The sequence below is a fragment of the Amycolatopsis sp. NPDC003676 genome, assembly GCF_053587275.1.
In genome coordinates this window covers 1-16,075 of record NZ_JBSFNS010000149.1, presented here as the reverse complement: position 1 = coordinate 16,075, position 16,075 = coordinate 1, and the positions used below count along the sequence as shown (strand labels likewise).

Sequence of the window (16,075 nt, the reverse complement as noted above, 5' to 3'; positions counted from 1 at the left end):
AGTCGCCAGTTCGGCGAGCGGTTTGCCGGTGGCCGCCGGCGCCTTGACAAGCACCCCCAGACCGTCAGCACACTCAAGCTTCGGGGTGCCCCACGCAACCCCCACGGCAATGTCGCCGCCAGGCGACGAGCCGAACCCTACCGAGACTCAGCAAACCACCGAACCCACCGCCGCTGCCAAGGCGTCTCCACCGCCCGAGCGTGATGGTTCTCCCGAACCCAAGCAACGGCCTCCTCAGGCCCCACTCCACCCATGGTCACGAGACAAGCCAACACAGTCCCACTACGCCCAACCCCACCAAGACAAGCCACCTCCACGGCCTCCCCAGCAACCGCCCGCTCATGCAACCCCAAAATCTGCAACCGGGCGTCCTCCCGATCCCTCGGCAGCAAAAAGTCCGGCCACCGAATCCACCGATGCTCCCACCGCAGACCCGGCTCGTACTTCCCTTGCATCCGCCGAGACCCCAAATACAACCCGAACTCCGGCTCCGGCCCCTCCGGCTTCGGCTTCCCCAACCCCCGAGCCCGCACGACAGCCCCATCCGGAAGCACCAAAGTCCCCACCAACGCAGAATCCATCACGCCATGATCCCCCTATCCACCGTTCGACGGACCCGAGCCGGACCCGACAGGACTAGGCTGCCCCAGGTGAGTGAAGACCCAGCCACGCCGGGCCCGGACCAGATGCGCGTGTCGGACGCCGATCGGGAGCAGGTCGCGCAGGTGCTGCACCAGGCGCTGTCCGAAGGCCGCATCACGATCAACGAACTGGAAGAGCGGCTTTCCAGCGTATACTCCGCGAAAACGTTCGCCGATCTGAAACCGGTGACCGCGGACCTGCCCGGCAGCGCCGCGGTCGCCACCACCGCTTCGGCCTCGCTGCAGCCCGCCCCGTCGCGCGCGCTCGGGCTGCCGGACAACCGCGTCGGCGGGCATCCGGGTTCCGCCGTGTCGATCGGCGTGATGTCCGGGGCCGTGCGCAAGGGCAGCTGGGTCCTGCCGCAGCAGCACACGACTTTCGCGTTCTGGGGCGGCGCCGAGATCGACCTGCGCAGCGCCCGGTTCGCGGAGAAATCCTGCACGATCACCGCCGTCGCGATCATGGGCGGGATCGAGATCACGGTGCCCGACGACATCAACGTGAACGTCACCGGCATCGGCTTCATGGGCGCGTTCATGCTGGAGGACAAGTCCGGCGCGCCGCCCGCTCCGCCGACCGCCCCGACCGTGACGATCAACGGCCTCGGCTTCTGGGGCGGCGTAGTGGTCTACCGCAAGCCGGCCAAGGACGTGAACGCGCCGCAGATCGAGTCCTGAACCCGACTGCACACGGCACCGACAAAAACCGCCGCCCCCGGCCCGCGGCTGTGGACAACTGCGAGCCCGTGACCAGCTGTCCACAGATTCCGGTGAGCGCTCCGGCGCCTGCTGTCGCGCACCTACACTCAGCGGTATGACAGCTACCACCAGCCCGGCAGCGGCGCCGGAAACCCCGTCGCCGCTGACGGACGTCACTCGCGACGAAGCGAGCCTGCGGCGGTTCCTGCACGGGCTGCCCGGTGTCGACCAGGTCGGCGTCGAGCAGCGCGCGGCGGGGCTCGCGACCCGGAGCATCAAGAAGGAAGCCAAGCGGTGGGCGATCGACACCGCGGTGTCGATGGTCGACCTGACCACGCTCGAGGGAGCCGACACGCGCGGCAAGGTCCGCGGCCTCGCCGCCAAGGCGATGCGGCCGGACCCCGAGCGGCAGGACTGCCCGCGCGTCGCGGCCGTGTGCGTGTACCCGGACCTGGTGGAGACGGCCGTCGAAGCGCTCGCGGGCAGCGGGGTGCGGGTGGCGAGCGTCGCGACCGGCTTCCCGGCGGGCCGCACGAGCCGCGAGGTCAAGCTGGCCGACACCCGGATGGCAGTCGAGGCGGGCGCGGACGAGGTCGACATGGTGATCGACCGCGGCGCCTTCCTCGAAGGCCGCTACCTGGAGGTGTTCAACGAGATCCGCGCCGTGAAAGAGGCCTGCGGCTCGGCGCACCTCAAGGTGATCCTCGAGACGGGCGAGCTGGCGACGTACGACAACGTGCGCCGCGCGTCCTGGCTCGCGCTGCTGGCGGGCGGCGACTTCATCAAGACGTCCACCGGCAAGGTGTCGCCCGCCGCGACGCTGCCGGTCACGCACGTGATGCTGCAGGCGGTGCACGACTGGCACGAGCGCACCGGCGAACTGCGCGGCGTCAAGCCCGCGGGCGGGATCCGGACGACGAAGGACGCGATCAAGTACCTCGTCGCCGTGCACGAGGTCGCGGGCGAGCAGTGGCTCACGCCGGAGCTGTTCCGGTTCGGCGCGTCGAGCCTGCTCAACGACCTGCTGCTGCAGCGGCGCACCCAGGTGGACGGCCACTACAGCGGCCCTGACTACGTGACGGTGGACTGACATGGGCATCTTCGAATACGCGCCCGCGCCCGAATCGCGCGCTCTGGCCAATCTGAAAGAGCATTACAAGCCGTTCATCAACGGCGAATTCGTCGATGGCTCCGGCGAGCCGCTCAAGACGATCAACCCAGCCACTGAGGAGATCCTCGCCGAGGTCGGCACCGCGTCAGCGTCCGATGTGGACATCGCGGTGAAGGCCGCGCGCAAGGCGTACACGTCGGTCTGGTCGAAAATGCCGGGCACGGAACGGGCGAAGTACCTGTTCCGCATCGCCCGGCTGATCCAGGAACGCTCGCGCGAGCTGGCAGTGCTGGAAACGCTGGACAACGGGAAGCCGATCAAGGAATCGCGCGATTCCGACGTGCCCACCGCGGCCGCGCATTTCTTCTACCACGCGGGCTGGGCGGACAAGCTCGGCTACGCGGGTTACGGCCCGGACCCGAAGCCGCTCGGCGTCGCGGGCCAGGTGATCCCGTGGAACTTCCCGCTGCTGATGCTGGCGTGGAAGATCGCGCCGGCGCTGGCCACCGGCAACACCGTGGTGCTGAAGCCCGCCGAGACCACGCCGCTGACCGCGCTGGTGTTCGCCGAGATCTGCCAGCAGGCGGAGCTGCCGCCGGGCGTGGTGAACATCCTGCCCGGCGCGGGCGACATCGGAGCGTCCATTGTGGAGCATCCGGACGTCGACAAGATCGCGTTCACCGGCTCCACCGAGGTCGGCAAGCTGATCCAGCGCACCGTCGCGGGCACCCGCAAGAAGCTGACCCTGGAACTCGGCGGCAAGGCGGCGAACGTGGTGTTCGACGACGCACCGCTGGACCAGGCGGTGGAGGGGATCGTCAACGGGATCTTCTTCAACCAGGGCCACGTCTGCTGCGCGGGTTCGCGACTGCTGGTGCAGGAGTCGGTAGCCGAAGAGGTGCTGGAGAAACTCCGCTACCGGGTGTCGACGCTGCGCCTCGGCGACCCGCTGGACAAGAACACCGACCTCGGCGCCATCAACTCGGCCGAGCAGCTGGCGAAGATCCGCGGCCTGGTCGAATCCGGCGACGCGGAAGGCGCGCAACGCTGGACCAGCCCGTGCCCGGTGCCCGACCGCGGCTTCTTCTTCGCGCCGACGGTGTTCTCGGAAGTCCACCAGTCGATGCGGATCGCGCGGGAGGAGATCTTCGGCCCCGTGCTGTCGGTTCTCACCTTCCGTACGCCGGAAGAGGCTGTGGCGAAGGCGAACAACACGCCGTACGGGCTGTCCGCGGGGATCTGGACCGAGAAGGGTTCGCGCATTCTGTGGATGGCGAACCAGCTCCGGGCAGGCGTTGTCTGGGCCAATACGTTCAACCGCTTCGACCCCGCCGCCCCGTTCGGCGGTTACCAGGAGTCCGGTTTCGGCCGCGAAGGCGGACGCACCGGTTTGGAGGCCTACCTCAATGTCTGACCGAATTTCGGTGGCGAAGACCTACAAACTCTATATCGGCGGAAAATTCCCGCGCTCGGAATCCGGCCGGGTCTACCCCGTCACCGATTCCAAGGGCGCCTTCCTGGCCAACGCGGCTCACGCTTCCCGCAAAGACCTGCGCGACGCGGTGTCCGCCGCCCGCAAGGCGTTCCCAGGTTGGTCGTCGGCAACTGCTTACAACCGCGGCCAAGTTCTCTACCGCGTCGCCGAGGTCATGGAAGGCCGCCGCGCCCAGTTCGCCGCCGAGGTAGCCGCCTGCGAAGGCGTCGCCGCGAAGAAGGCCGAGTCCATTGTGGACGCCGCCATCGACCGCTGGGTGTGGTACGCGGGCTGGACCGACAAGATCGCGTCCGTGCTGGGCGCCGCCAACCCGGTAGCCGGCCCGTACTTCTCCTTCACCACCCCCGAGCCCACCGGGGTTGTCGGAGTACTGGCCCCGCAGGAGTCCTCCCTGCTCGGCCTGGTGACGGTCCTGGCCCCAGTCCTGGCCACCGGCTCGACCGCGGTCCTGGTCTCCAGCGCAGACCGCCCGCTTCCCGCCATCACCCTGTCCGAGGTCCTGGCCACCTCCGACGTCCCCGGCGGCACCGCCAACATCCTCACCGGCCGAGCCGCCGAACTGGGCCCGTGGCTGGCCTCCCACGGAGACGTCAACGCCCTAGACCCGACCGGTGCCACCCCCGCCGACCGAGTCACCCTGGCCCAAGAAGCCGCCGGGACGGTGAAGCGAGTCCTGTCCGTCCCCGACACCGAACCGGACTGGACTGCGGAGCCAGACCTGTCCCGCATCCGGCGGTACCTGGAGGCAAAAACCGTCTGGCACCCCATGGGTGTCTGACATTCGAGTTCACCCAGACCGCCGTTCCGGTTAACCCGGAACGGCGGTTTTGTCTGCGGCAACTCAAAAAATTGCGCGCCGGGCAGGCTTTCCTTAGGTTGGGCGGCCAACCAAGAAGGAGTAGTGTGAGCCGTCCTGCATCGAGAAAGCCGCATCGCCGCTTTTCCGGACAGAGATTTCCGCAGCTGCATTCCCTCCGAACAGTCGCATTCGCCCAATTGCGCGAATCCCTTGCCGATTTTCTGCAAATGCGCCGCACCCCCACGACTTACCGTGCTCCGTCGGTTACGGTGAATACCGCCGCGAGGCGCCGAACCGACCGATGCGCGAAATGTCCGCCGTGTCTTGGGGAGGGCGAGGACATGGACCAGCCTGCCGCGAACGCAGGTAAAACCTGGTTGCCGGACTTCACCATCACCGACGGCACCGGAACACCGCCCGGCCCCGGCTTCACCATGAGCCGCGACGATGCCCGCAGCATGCTCAACCTGGCCAAGCAGGCCCGCAAACAGTTCGGCGACATGCGCGCAGCTGCCCTGTCCCTGCTTCGGCTCGTTGCTCCTGCAGACGATGTTGCGAGCAATGCGTACCAGGTGAAACTACTCGGCAACGAGCCCGCGACCGGGGCATTCGGAGCCGGCCTTGCGAACGTGCAACGCCTTCATGCTTACGCCAACGAACTGGTACTAAAGCTGGAAACAGCGCTCGGGATTACTGCGGATTCCGAAGAATCAGCTACCGAATCCGTGAAAAACGCCGCCTCGGGCAAGAACGTAACGGGGTTCGCCGGATGACCCCCCGCCATGTCCTAACCCTGATCGCCGCGATCGGATTCACCGTCCTCGCGACAGCTTGTTCCAGAGGCCCGGAATCGGCTCCCCCCAGCGCAGCTCGTCCGGCGTCACCAGCCTCCAGCACATTGCCTCACAGCGGAGCACCCAAAGTCGAACACCCGTTGCCCGCGTCGGTCCTGTCCGGAGACCCCTGCCAGACCGCCCTGACCGAAGCACAAGTGGGGCGCATCATCACCACCACACCTCCCGGAAAACCGCGCACTGCCGCGAGACTCGGCCCGACGTGCGATTGGCACAATGCCGACTCCGGAGCTGCGGTGCGAGTGGGCTATGTCACTGAGGACCATCAGGGGCTCAGCGCTGTCTACCAGAACAGTCAACCGAAAGTGAAGGTTTGGAGACCGCTCCCTCCGCTTCAAGGACTTCCAGCCGTCGCCTTCTCCGACTTCGAGGGCATCGGGCTCAACAGTACGTGTCAGGTCAGCTTCGGAACTTCAGACGACTTGTCCGTTGATGTGACGATCACACTCGGCGAAAGCAAAACCGGAAAGGTCGATCCCTGCGGGGTTGCCGCGCAAGCCGCCGAAATCGTTGCCACGAATCTCCGCCAACGGGCAGGCTCGTGATGGGTTTCATCGAGATGATCGAAGAAGCCGGTCACTGGATCGGCGACCGCGTCGACGACCTCGGCAAGTTCGCCTCAACGCTCTGGCACGGGGGCCATGGCCCAGAAGCCCTGCCCGCATCCGAACTGGTCCAGAAGATCCTGGCAGGCCCGGGCACGGCCAGCTGGCACGGCGGGGCTGAACAGGCGAACACCCTCTCCAACCAGCACAACGAGGCCAGCGATTTACTCTCCCGGGTGAACGCCGGACTGGAGTCCGCCTGGACCGGCGCGGGTGCGGACGCGGCGAAGTCACGGATCCGCAGATTCGCCGAGACAACGGCCGTGTCCGCGGCTATCTACGGCACCAACGGCTCTAATTTGACCGACATCGCGCACGGGTTCGATGCGCTGAAATCCTCCTTGGAGCAGATGCCGCCTGCCCCGCCTCATCTGAACTTCTTCGACCGGATCTCCCCTTGGGAGACCGACGCAGAGAAGGAGATCAGCTACTACAACGCGCTGGCGCAGCACAATGTTGACCGTTACCAAGCATATCTCCAGCATTCCGGTGCTAACGGTGAGAAGCTGCAAACCGACTACGGTCAGCTCGACAGCTTCGGCGGACAGGACATCGTAAATGGCCCAAGCCCTGGCCAGGCTCCTCCTGAGAAGCGCCCGGGTACTGGCCCGCAGCACAGAAGAACCGGGCTCCCTCCCGACGAACCGCCCTCGCCGTCCGCCACGCCTTCACCAGCACACAGTTCTGACAGGGTGTCCGGACCTCACGTAACGCACGGGCCCGACCGTACGGCCTGGCCAAGTGCGATATCTCCGCCAGGAGACAGTGATAGCCCGACAGCGGCTTCCGGGTGGTCGCCGCCGCCATCGAACTCAACGATGCCCAGGAGCTGGGCCCCGTCCCCTGCAGCGACCGACGTCGGCGAATCCGGCAGCGGCAGAACCCCATGGTCACCGATTCCGATGAAAGGTGGACACGGAACCGCGGGCAACGTCGGTAGGAGCACAGGGGAAAGCAACCGCACGGGCGAACCTCGCAGCCCCACCGGCAGCCCGGCCCGGCCAGGGACCGGCAGAGGAACCGGTGCAGAAGGCCGCGCAGCGGCCAACACAACCTGCGGTGCAAGCGCCGCACCAGGCAAGACCGGAACCCGAGGCACCCCAGGCATTACCGGGACAACCCCGGCCCGCGGCAAAGACAAAGACCAAGACTCCCAAGAACACCACCGCAAATACGGCCTGGATACCGACGCCGCCTTCTCCATCACCGACGACGACGGCGAACGCACCGTGGACCCCCGCACCGGCTTGCCTCCTACGCCACCGACCATCGGCGGCTAAGGGAGCGCCAAGCGATGCCGATCCTCGAGAGACCGGTCCGGATGCCGCGGTTGGCGTTTCTCGCCTTGTGGGGCCACGAGAAACTCGGCGAACCGCCGGTGGTCGTCGAGCACGCGCCGATGTTCATGACCGACGAGTTCTCCGAGAAGCTCCGGGTCCAGTCGTACGGGCTGCTGGCGAGGTTCGGGCTCGCGGCGAGCGGCGCACCCAGTCCGCGGCTGCGCGACACGCTCGAACTCCTCGCCGAAGCTCGGCGCGAGGTGTATTCCTGGAGCGATTTCGGCAACCGGCGCGGGGACAGCGGGGCGATTCTCGTTGCGGCAGCGGGACGAGAGGCTGTTCGGCTCGTGACGGACAACCGGTCCGTGCAGCTCGAGCCCGTTTCGCCGCGCGACATCGGCGGCAGCCTGGTCGATCTGCTGCCCTGCTGTGCTCCGGCGAAGCTCCGGCCGCTCAAGGTGCCCAAGGACTACTACGACAGCGCCTCCGCCGATCCCCTCGCCGAATCGTCGGCCAGCGCGGACGAATTGCGGCACCTGATGCGGGCCCGGCGCGACGCGGTGCATCTGATGCATGTCGCGGTCCGCGGGCCCGACGGCAGCCGGACGCACAGCACTCCGCTGTCCGCGATCGACCTCACCGGACGCGGGCGCGTGCTGAGCTTCGTGAGCCCCGACGGCGACGGCGGGCTGCAGATCAACGTCTACTCCGGCACCCGCTCCCATCTCGTCGACGCGCTGGCGCTGACGCTCGCCGAACTCGGCTGAGCGAAGGACCACGAGGCGGCAACATTTCGCGCCACCCCTCTATGCTTTCGCGAAATTCTCTGCCAACATGTGCCATTGGGGAAATTTCGACACCCCGTGTCCGGTACAGGCGCTGTCAGCACGTCAGGAGGACTCCGCATGACCCTGCATCCCGCTCAGCCCGAAGAAGCACTCGCCCTCGAGTTCCTCGGAACCACCAGCGCGGGCGGCAACTGCCCCAACGCTTATCGCACCAACCGCGGCACCTACGTCGTCCAGGGCTACCGGGTCACCGACGCCCACGCGTTGCGGCAACTGCGCGAACGCGGCATGCCGGACACCGAGACGGCCGTCGAAATCCCCGTCGGCCTGCTCAGGTTCTTCCCGCAGGAAGCCTGAGCACGACGACCGGCGCAGGCAAGGCAAGGGCATCTCGGCGATTCAGACGCACTAGCCGCCCAGGATTTCTCGAAACTCGACCCCAGGTGTGGGAAGATGCCATTGGGTTCGAGGAATTCCGCATGCGATAGCGAGGGCGAGTGCCTACCAGTTTCGAGAAACGCCGGGCAGAGCTTGGCGACCGCCTGCGCCGGCTCCGGGTCGACGCGGGCTACGAGACCGGGAAGGATTTCGCCAAGGCCATCGGCTGGAACGCGCCCAAGGTCAGCAAAATCGAGAACGGCAGGCAGACCGTCGGCGACGACGACCTCGACGCCTGGATCGCCGCCGTCGGCGGACCGCCGGAGCTGGCCGAGCAGCTGCGGGAGCAACTCGTCGGCGTCCGCGACGCGCACGCCAGCTGGAAAGACAAAGTCCGCGACGGACACCGGGCCAGACAAGAGGAATCCATTGCCAGAGAGGCCCGCGCGCTACGAATTCGCGCGGTCGATCTGCGAATCGTCTCCGGATTGCTGCAAACCCCGGAGTACGCGCGACACACCTTGCTCGCCCACGCCCGGGTCCACGGCGGCGGACAGGACATCACCGAGGCGGTCCGGGCGCGGATGCAGCGCCAGCAGATCCTCTACGAACCCGGCCGGACCATCGAACTGCTCACCTCCGAGGCCGCGCTGCGCTACCCGAACGCGCCGCACGAGGTGATGATCGCGCAGGTGCACAAGCTGCTCGCGCTGCTCGGCACCCCGAACATCCGCTTCGGCATCATCCCCGCGGACGTCGTCCTGCCCTACCCGGTCACCGCGGACTTCTGGGTCGTCGACGACGTCGCGATGGTCGAAACCCCGGAGGGCGAGCACATCGCGAGCGACTCCGACCCGTACCACGAGGTCGCGGATCTACTGTGGACAGTCGCGGCCGAGGGCGACGCCGCCCGGGCGGTGCTGCTGCGGGTCCTCGATTCCCTCACCCGCGCAGCACCGCCGAGCTAGCCCGGGAAATCCTTACGCGGCAGGCGCTTCACCGGCGGTCAGCGCACCGACGTCGATGGTGTGGCTGTCCGCGTTGGCGTCCACCGCGCCGAAGGTCCAGTCCACCGTCACGTTCGGGTCGATCGGGTCCCCGTGCGGGTTGGAGTCGGCCGGAGCGGTCACGGTCACCGCGTTCGGCGTCTGCTGCTCGTCGTCAGAACCGATAGCGGTCCAGTGCAGCGGCACGTACGCCGACGAACCGTTCGCGATCAGCACCGGCGGCGCGTCGGCCGGCGCCTCGTTGTTGACCAGGACGTCGTGCGCGCCGACCAGGTTGACGTCGGCCCGGCCGGACAGGACGCACCGCTCGCCCTCGTTCGCGGTGAACTGCAGCGCCGCCTGGCGCTGGCCCGCGCCGGCCCCGCCGTAGACGAGCTTGGTGCTGAACTGGTTCGCGGTGCACGGAAGCGCCGACGAGTCCGTGCTCGCGGTCGTGGCGGCGGCCGTCCCGGCGAAGGCCGCGGCAGCGCCCCCGGCGACAGCGACGGCGATGGCAATTCGGCGGATGTTCTTCATGATCTCGTCCCCTCTCGCGTTTTCCGGCGGCTCCGCACCGGCTTTCACGAGATAAGACGTCCCCGGCCGCGTCCCGATGGCCCGTTGTGCGATCACCCCTATCGAGGCAACCCGAGACGGCCCGACACGTCCGAAGAAAGGGTCAGATCAAGTCGTCCTTGCCGAGCGGCCGCCCCGGCAGCGGAGTGACCGGGCCGGCGCGCAGGCCGTCGATCATGATGGCGATGCTGCGGGCAGTCGCTAGTTCCGGCGTCTTCAGCCGGTGCGCGGGCAGTTGCCGCACGATGCGCGCGAACAGCACCGCGACGTCGCCCGCGCCCACGTCCTTGCGCAGCGCCCCCTCGGCCTGCGCCCGGACCACCAGGTCGTCGACCTCGAGCAGCACCGCTTCGCGCAGGTGCGCCACCTCGGGATCGTCTTTGAGAATTTCGTGCGCCCGCTGCGAAAGCATCGCCAATTGCATCGACAGCTGCAGTTCCGCGCCGTGGTACAGCAACTGCACCAACGCTTCCCACGCGGACGGCGCCTCCACCGACAGCCGCTTGGCGTTGTCCAGCACGCCCGCGAAATTGTCCACCGCCACCGCGCGGATCAGCGCGTCGCGGTCCGGAAAGCGCCGGTAAAGAGTGCCCACGCCGACGCCGGCCGCGCGCGCTATCTCCTCCATCGGGACCTCGGGACCATGACTGGCGAAGATGACGCGAGCCGCGGCGATGATCTGGTCGCGGTTGCGTTGCGCGTCCGCCCGCAGCGGCGTCTCGGGGTCTGCACTCATAACCCGGCCTTCCCTCTTCCGGTTGGCGCGCATTCTCGCATGCCCGGCCAACTGCGCAAACGTGCCGGCAAGCCGGGCCGGACAGCAATTGTCACCCCGTTGCTAGTGGACGACGATCCTCCACTTCGGTACCTTGGGCCGTGAACCGGAATGTAATCCTCCACATTCATTCCGTAACGGGGCAAACCCACCACAGGGGGTTCTGATGACCGAAGTCGCCCAGTCCAGCCGCATCCAGCCGGAACAGGCCGCTTTCCCGATGAAACGGACGTGCCCGTTCGCGCCGCCGCCGGGCTACGACCGGTTCCGCGACGCTCGCGCGCACTACGTCGAACTCGAACACAGTGGCCAGCGCACCTGGGTGCTGAACCGGCACGAGGACCTGCGGGCGATGCTGAACGACCCGCGCTTCAGCTCGGACCGCTTCAACCCCGGCTTCCCGATCCTGTTCAAGAACGGCCAGCAGCGCCGCCCGAAGCTGCCCCCGTCGCTGATCGCGATGGACGCGCCGGTGCACGGCCCGGCCCGGCGGGGCGTCGTCGGCGAGTTCACCGTCAAGCGGATGAAGGCGCTGCAGCCGCGCATCCAGGAGATCGTGGACCAGCACATTGACGCGATGTTGGCCGGCGACAAGCCCGCCGACCTCGTGTCCGCCCTCTCGCTTCCGGTGCCGTCATTGGTGATCTGCGAGCAGCTCGGAGTCCCGTACTCCGACCACGACTTCTTCCAGAAGCACAGCTCGCGCATCCTCAACCGCGAATCGACCCTCGACGAGCGCACCGAATCAGTCGACGAAATGCAGAATTACCTGTCCGAACTGGTGTCCGCGAAGGAAACCGCACCGGCGGACGATCTGCTCAGCCGGCAGATCGCGAAGAAGCGCGAAGAGAACGACTACGACCACGACGCCCTCGTGTCGCTGGCGTTCCTGCTGCTCATCGCCGGGCACGAGACCACCGCGAACATGATTTCGCTCGGCACCGTCGCGTTGCTCGAGAACCCGGACGCGCTCGCCGCGATCAAGGAGGATCCGGGCAAAACCCTCGACGCCGTCGAGGAATTGCTGCGCTACTTCACCATCGCGGAATTCGCCACCACTCGCGTCGCTCTTGAGGACGTCGACATCGCGGGCGTTACCATCAAGGCTGGAGAAGGCGTGCTCGGCCTGAGCTACGCGGCGAACTTCGACCCCGACGTCTTCCCCGAGCCCGAGCGGCTCGACATCACCCGCGGCGGCAGGCACCACGTCGCGTTCGGCTTCGGCGCGCACCAGTGCCTCGGCCAGAACCTCGCGCGGATGGAACTGCAGATCGTGTTCGACACGCTTTTCCGCCGCATCCCGACGCTGCGTCTCGCCGCGCCGGTCGACCAGTTGCCGTTCAAACACGACTCCGGCGTCTTCGGGCTCTACTGCCTCCCGGTGACCTGGTGAAGGGGAAACGATGACTGCCACTGAAGAACTCCGCATGCCGGTCGCCCGCACCTGCCCGTTCTCTCAGCCGGAGCAGTACGTCCGGATGCGCGAGGACAGCGCGCTGCACCGCGTGCAGATCCCGGGCGGCAAGCAGGCCTGGGTCGCCGCGCGGCACGAAGAAGCCCGGCAGATCCTCGGCGACCGCCGGTTCTCCTCCGACCGGTTCCTGCCCAATTTCCCGTTCCTCGCCGAGGGCGGAGCCGCGATTCTCACCAACGCCAAGCAAAAGGCCATGATCGGGATGGACGCGCCCGAGCACGGCGAGGCCCGCCGGGAGGTGCTCGGCGAGTTCACCGTCAAGCGGGTCGAAGCGATGCGGCCGCGGATCCAGGAGATCGTCGACGGCCTGATCGACGACCTGCTCGCCGGGCCGAAACCGGCGGACCTGGTGGAAAAGCTGTCGCTGCCGGTGCCGTCGCTGGTGATCTGCGAACTGCTCGGCGTCCCGTACGGCGATCACGACTACTTCCAAGAGCGCACCATGGCGCTCATCCGCCGCAGCACCAGCGTCGAGGATCGCAAGAAGGCGTCCGAGGAACTGCGCGCGTATCTCGGCGGCCTGGTCGCGGCGAAGGAGAAGGACCCGACCGACGATCTCCTCGGCAGGCAGATCGTCAAGCGCCGCGAGGAAGGCACTTACGACCACGACGCGATGATCGGGCTGGCCTTCCTGCTGCTGGTCGCCGGGCACGAGACCACCGCGAACATGATCTCGCTCGGCACCATCGGGCTGCTGGAGAACCCCGGACAGCGCGCGACGATCGAGGCCGACCCCGGCAAGACGCTCCTCGCGGTCGAGGAACTCCTTCGCTACTTCACGATTGTCGAAGGCGCGACCGCGCGGGTCGCGACCGAGGACGTGGAGATCGGCGGCGTCACGATCAAGGCCGGCGAGGGCGTGCTCGTGCTGGGCTACGCCGCGAACTGGGACCCGGAGGTGTTCGAGAGCCCGGAAAAGCTCGACCTCGAACGCGGCGCGCGCCACCACGTCGCGTTCGGGTTCGGGCCGCACCAGTGCCTCGGGCAGAACCTGGCGCGGATGGAGCTGCAGATCGTGTTCGACACGCTGTTCCGCCGCATCCCGACGCTCACGTGCACGCTCCCGGCCGACCAGCTGCCGGTGAAGAAGGACGCCACGATCTTCGGCCTGTACCAGTTGCCGGTGACCTGGTAGAGATCAGAGTGCTCCCACCACAAGCCAGGAAGAGGCCATCATGAAGATCATCGCGGACACCGGCAAGTGCGTCGGCGCCGGCCAGTGCGTGCTCACCGAGCCCGCGCTGTTCGACCAGAGCGAGGACGACGGCACGGTCATCGTCCTCAACGACACTCCGGACGGCGAACTGATCGAGAAGGCGCGCGAGGCCGTGAACATCTGCCCGAGCCAGGCGCTTTCGCTGGAGGAGTGACCAGAGGTCAAGAAGACAAGCGGACGGCGGTCACCACGGCGGTCGAGTAATTCGTCGTCAGGTGACCGCCGCGCGCGTCAATCGCGGCTCCGACCTCGGCCAGCACCTGGTCGCGCTGCTCCGGCGTCGCCACGGTCACACCGCCCTGGGTCGCGAGCAAGTCCAGCCACTCGTCGCGGCTGTAGTTCTGCGTCCAGTCGTAGCGCCAGTTCTCCGTTTCCGCGAACGCGCCGGTCTCGGCCAAACCGGCGGCGGCTTTGTCGAGCATCGGCTGATAGGCGTCCGGGCTGGGGCTTTTCAGGTAGTTGCCGCTGAACGGCGAATCCGGCATCGCCCGGCGCAACGCGTCCGCCAGTGCGTGCGAAATTTCTTCCGGCGGCATGAAGACGTGCCAGAACGCGGCGAACCGGCCGCCCGGGCGGAGCACCTGCGCGGCCTTCGCGGCTCCCGCGACGGGGTCGACCCAGTGCCACGCCTGTCCGGACACGAGGGCGTCGAACGTCCTTCCCGCCGGGGCCCATTCCTCGAATTTCGCGACCTCGACCGGGAAACCGCGCCGGGCGAACTCCGCCATCCGCTCGTCCGGTTCCACGCCGAGAACCACGGTGCCGTGGGCGCGAAATTGCCGCCCCTCGATGCCGGTTCCGCAGCCGACGTTGAGAATTTCCTTCCCCGGGCTCGCCGCGAGGACGGCGGTCACCAGTTCGTCCGGGTAACGCGGGCGCGCCCGGTCGTAGCGCTCGGGATCGACGCCGAACGACTCCGCCATGGTCCGGTGCTGATGCGGTTCGGGACGGGGTAAAGTGGGCATGTGCCCACCATAGTGGGCAAGCGCCCACTATGGCTAGGAAGGACCCTCAAGTTGCCCACCGGGATCCATCTCCGCGACGTCCGCGCCCAGCTTTTCGACGCCGCGGAACGGGTTTTGCTGCGCGCGGGCCCGAGCGGTCTCACCAGTCGCGCCGTCACCACCGAGGCGGATTGCGCGAAGGGCGTGCTGCACCGGCATTTCGAGGATTTCGACGCTTTCCTCGCCGCGCTGGTGCTCGACCGGATCCAGCGTCTTGAAGCCCGCGCGGACGACCTGCGGGCCGGAACCGGCGATCTGGTCGAGACAGTGGCCGAAGTGCTCACGGAGGTCTTCTCGTCGGTCGCGGTGTCGATCGTCGCCCTGATCACCTTCCGCGACGAACTGCGGCACCGGCTCCGGGCCGCGCGGCCGGGCCCGGGAATTCCGCTGGCCACCGACGCGGCGAACGTGCTCGCGGATTACCTTGCCGCGGAAAGAAATCTCGGCCGTCTCGTTCCGGACGCCGACGTCCAGACGCTGGCTCCGACGCTCATCGGGGCGGGCCATCTGCTCTTCGCCGATCGCACCGGGGAGCCGCCGAGCGAGGAGGCGGTGCGGCAGATGGCGGCCACCGTCCTCGCTGGGGTGCTCGTGAGTGTTGATCCCGGTTAGAACCGGGATCAACACTCACGACCCCCAGTTCACCCAATGCCGGTGGCCACCGCGGCCACCGACAGGGCCAACGCACCCAACGCGCCCACCACCCCGTAGCGCGTCAACGTGCGTCGGTCATCGCGGTGCCGCAGGTACAACGCGACAGTCCCGGCGAAAGCGAGACCACCAGCGATGAACCACGGCCCCCACAGATAGAGGTACCAGCCGACCAGGTCAGACAAAGCCGGATCGACGGCTACAGCGCCAGTCTTGACCAGCACGCCCTGTACGACGAACAGCCCGCCGTGCCAGGCCAGCAGAATCGCCGCACCGGCACCGCAGAACACCATCGTCCGGCTGAGCCACCGGCCGCGCGGCTGCGTCAGGCTGATGCCGATCACGGCACCGAAAACCTTCAGCAGACCGGTGATCACCAGGACGGCCACAAACCACGGCACCCGGTCCTGCGCGAGTTTGACGAGCGACGGCGACACCGTCGAGGTTGCGCCGAAGGTGTTGCCCGTCGCCCAGACGAAGCTGGGGACGGCGAACGCCACTCCCCAGACCGCGGCGGCGTAACCCGGCCAGTTGCTCAACTCGGCTTGCTTCGGCGACATACGTGAAGCGTCGCCTGGAGCGGGGCGGAGGGGATCGGGCGCGGGAGGGAAGTGTCTCCCCCGTGAGAGTGGGGTCGTGAGTGTTCATGCCGGTTGATTCAGATCGGGCCGCGTACAACGTGCTGGGGGTGGCGCAGCGGGCGTTGACCGGGTTCAAGGCTGAAGTGCCCACGGATGATCGGG

General features: G+C 67.5%; 19 protein-coding genes. 14 read left to right on the top strand and 5 right to left on the bottom strand.

Annotated elements, in window-relative coordinates:
• Window positions 1-137 precede the first annotated feature (137 nt).
• Complete coding sequence (locus tag ACWDNU_RS41355; protein WP_370940409.1) at window positions 138-581, bottom strand: protein-tyrosine phosphatase family protein; 444 nt, start codon at window positions 579-581, stop codon at window positions 138-140.
• Window positions 582-686: 105 nt separating this feature from the next.
• Here ACWDNU_RS41355 and ACWDNU_RS41350 point away from each other — a divergent pair, with 105 nt between their 5' ends.
• The 10 genes from ACWDNU_RS41350 (at window position 687) to ACWDNU_RS41305 (ending at window position 9,618) form a co-directional block, all read left to right on the top strand.
• Window positions 687-1,319, top strand: coding sequence for a DUF1707 SHOCT-like domain-containing protein (locus ACWDNU_RS41350; protein WP_370940574.1), 633 nt, complete (start codon window positions 687-689; stop codon window positions 1,317-1,319).
• A gap of 136 nt (window positions 1,320-1,455) precedes the next feature.
• Window positions 1,456-2,430 carry a deoxyribose-phosphate aldolase gene (gene deoC / locus ACWDNU_RS41345; protein ID WP_370940410.1) on the top strand — a complete coding sequence of 325 codons (975 nt, stop codon included), beginning with the start codon at window positions 1,456-1,458 and terminating at the stop codon, window positions 2,428-2,430.
• Between the two features lies 1 nt (window position 2,431).
• A complete protein-coding gene (locus tag ACWDNU_RS41340) occupies window positions 2,432-3,865 on the top strand; it encodes an aldehyde dehydrogenase family protein (RefSeq protein WP_370940411.1) in 1,434 nt (477 codons plus the stop codon).
• Complete coding sequence (locus tag ACWDNU_RS41335; protein WP_370940412.1) at window positions 3,858-4,724, top strand: aldehyde dehydrogenase family protein; 867 nt, start codon at window positions 3,858-3,860, stop codon at window positions 4,722-4,724. The genes ACWDNU_RS41340 and ACWDNU_RS41335 overlap by 8 nt, the downstream gene beginning before the upstream one ends.
• Window positions 4,725-5,086: 362 nt before the next feature.
• Window positions 5,087-5,518, top strand: coding sequence for a hypothetical protein (locus tag ACWDNU_RS41330; RefSeq protein WP_449672858.1), 432 nt, complete (start codon window positions 5,087-5,089; stop codon window positions 5,516-5,518).
• Window positions 5,515-6,144, top strand: coding sequence for a DUF3558 domain-containing protein (locus ACWDNU_RS41325; RefSeq protein ID WP_449672857.1), 630 nt, complete (start codon window positions 5,515-5,517; stop codon window positions 6,142-6,144). The genes ACWDNU_RS41330 and ACWDNU_RS41325 overlap by 4 nt, the downstream gene beginning before the upstream one ends.
• Window positions 6,144-7,484, top strand: coding sequence for a hypothetical protein (locus tag ACWDNU_RS41320; RefSeq protein ID WP_449672856.1), 1,341 nt, complete (start codon window positions 6,144-6,146; stop codon window positions 7,482-7,484). The genes ACWDNU_RS41325 and ACWDNU_RS41320 overlap by 1 nt, the downstream gene beginning before the upstream one ends.
• 14 nt (window positions 7,485-7,498) lie before the next feature.
• On the top strand, window positions 7,499-8,251 hold the full coding sequence (locus ACWDNU_RS41315) for an ESX secretion-associated protein EspG (RefSeq protein ID WP_449672855.1): 753 nt from the start codon (window positions 7,499-7,501) through the stop codon (window positions 8,249-8,251).
• Between the two features lie 138 nt (window positions 8,252-8,389).
• Window positions 8,390-8,629, top strand: coding sequence for a hypothetical protein (locus tag ACWDNU_RS41310; protein WP_449672854.1), 240 nt, complete (start codon window positions 8,390-8,392; stop codon window positions 8,627-8,629).
• Window positions 8,630-8,769: 140 nt separating this feature from the next.
• Window positions 8,770-9,618 carry a helix-turn-helix domain-containing protein gene (locus tag ACWDNU_RS41305; RefSeq protein ID WP_370940418.1) on the top strand — a complete coding sequence of 283 codons (849 nt, stop codon included), beginning with the start codon at window positions 8,770-8,772 and terminating at the stop codon, window positions 9,616-9,618.
• 12 nt (window positions 9,619-9,630) lie between these two features.
• Here ACWDNU_RS41305 and ACWDNU_RS41300 read toward each other — a convergent pair whose 3' ends face one another.
• Window positions 9,631-10,269 (bottom strand): DUF4232 domain-containing protein, encoded by a 639-nt coding sequence (locus ACWDNU_RS41300; protein ID WP_449672853.1) that lies wholly within the window; start codon window positions 10,267-10,269, stop codon window positions 9,631-9,633.
• 46 nt (window positions 10,270-10,315) lie between these two features.
• A complete protein-coding gene (locus ACWDNU_RS41295; protein ID WP_344270676.1) occupies window positions 10,316-10,948 on the bottom strand; it encodes a TetR/AcrR family transcriptional regulator in 633 nt (210 codons plus the stop codon).
• 205 nt (window positions 10,949-11,153) lie between these two features.
• On the opposite strand from ACWDNU_RS41295, the gene ACWDNU_RS41290 reads away from it, so the two are divergent.
• Genes ACWDNU_RS41290 through ACWDNU_RS41280 form a run of 3 tightly spaced genes read left to right on the top strand, consistent with a single transcriptional unit; the run spans window position 11,154 to window position 13,831 of the window.
• The gene (locus tag ACWDNU_RS41290; RefSeq protein ID WP_370940421.1) at window positions 11,154-12,380 is read left to right on the top strand and encodes a cytochrome P450; all 1,227 of its coding nucleotides are present in this window, start codon (window positions 11,154-11,156) and stop codon (window positions 12,378-12,380) included.
• Window positions 12,381-12,390: 10 nt separating this feature from the next.
• Complete coding sequence (locus ACWDNU_RS41285; protein ID WP_449672852.1) at window positions 12,391-13,596, top strand: cytochrome P450; 1,206 nt, start codon at window positions 12,391-12,393, stop codon at window positions 13,594-13,596.
• A gap of 40 nt (window positions 13,597-13,636) precedes the next feature.
• The gene (locus ACWDNU_RS41280) at window positions 13,637-13,831 is read left to right on the top strand and encodes a ferredoxin (protein ID WP_116201635.1); all 195 of its coding nucleotides are present in this window, start codon (window positions 13,637-13,639) and stop codon (window positions 13,829-13,831) included.
• A gap of 7 nt (window positions 13,832-13,838) precedes the next feature.
• Here the strand turns inward: ACWDNU_RS41280 and ACWDNU_RS41275 are convergent, their stop codons facing one another.
• A complete protein-coding gene (locus tag ACWDNU_RS41275) occupies window positions 13,839-14,642 on the bottom strand; it encodes a class I SAM-dependent methyltransferase (RefSeq protein WP_449672851.1) in 804 nt (267 codons plus the stop codon).
• A 51-nt stretch (window positions 14,643-14,693) separates the two neighbouring features.
• Between ACWDNU_RS41275 and ACWDNU_RS41270 the strand changes: the two genes are divergently transcribed.
• Window positions 14,694-15,293, top strand: coding sequence for a TetR/AcrR family transcriptional regulator (locus ACWDNU_RS41270; RefSeq protein WP_370940424.1), 600 nt, complete (start codon window positions 14,694-14,696; stop codon window positions 15,291-15,293).
• A gap of 29 nt (window positions 15,294-15,322) precedes the next feature.
• Here ACWDNU_RS41270 and ACWDNU_RS41265 read toward each other — a convergent pair whose 3' ends face one another.
• Window positions 15,323-15,892: a DUF3995 domain-containing protein gene (locus ACWDNU_RS41265; protein WP_449672850.1), complete on the bottom strand. Its 570-nt coding sequence runs from the start codon at window positions 15,890-15,892 to the stop codon at window positions 15,323-15,325.
• Between the last annotated feature and the right edge of the window lie 183 nt (window positions 15,893-16,075).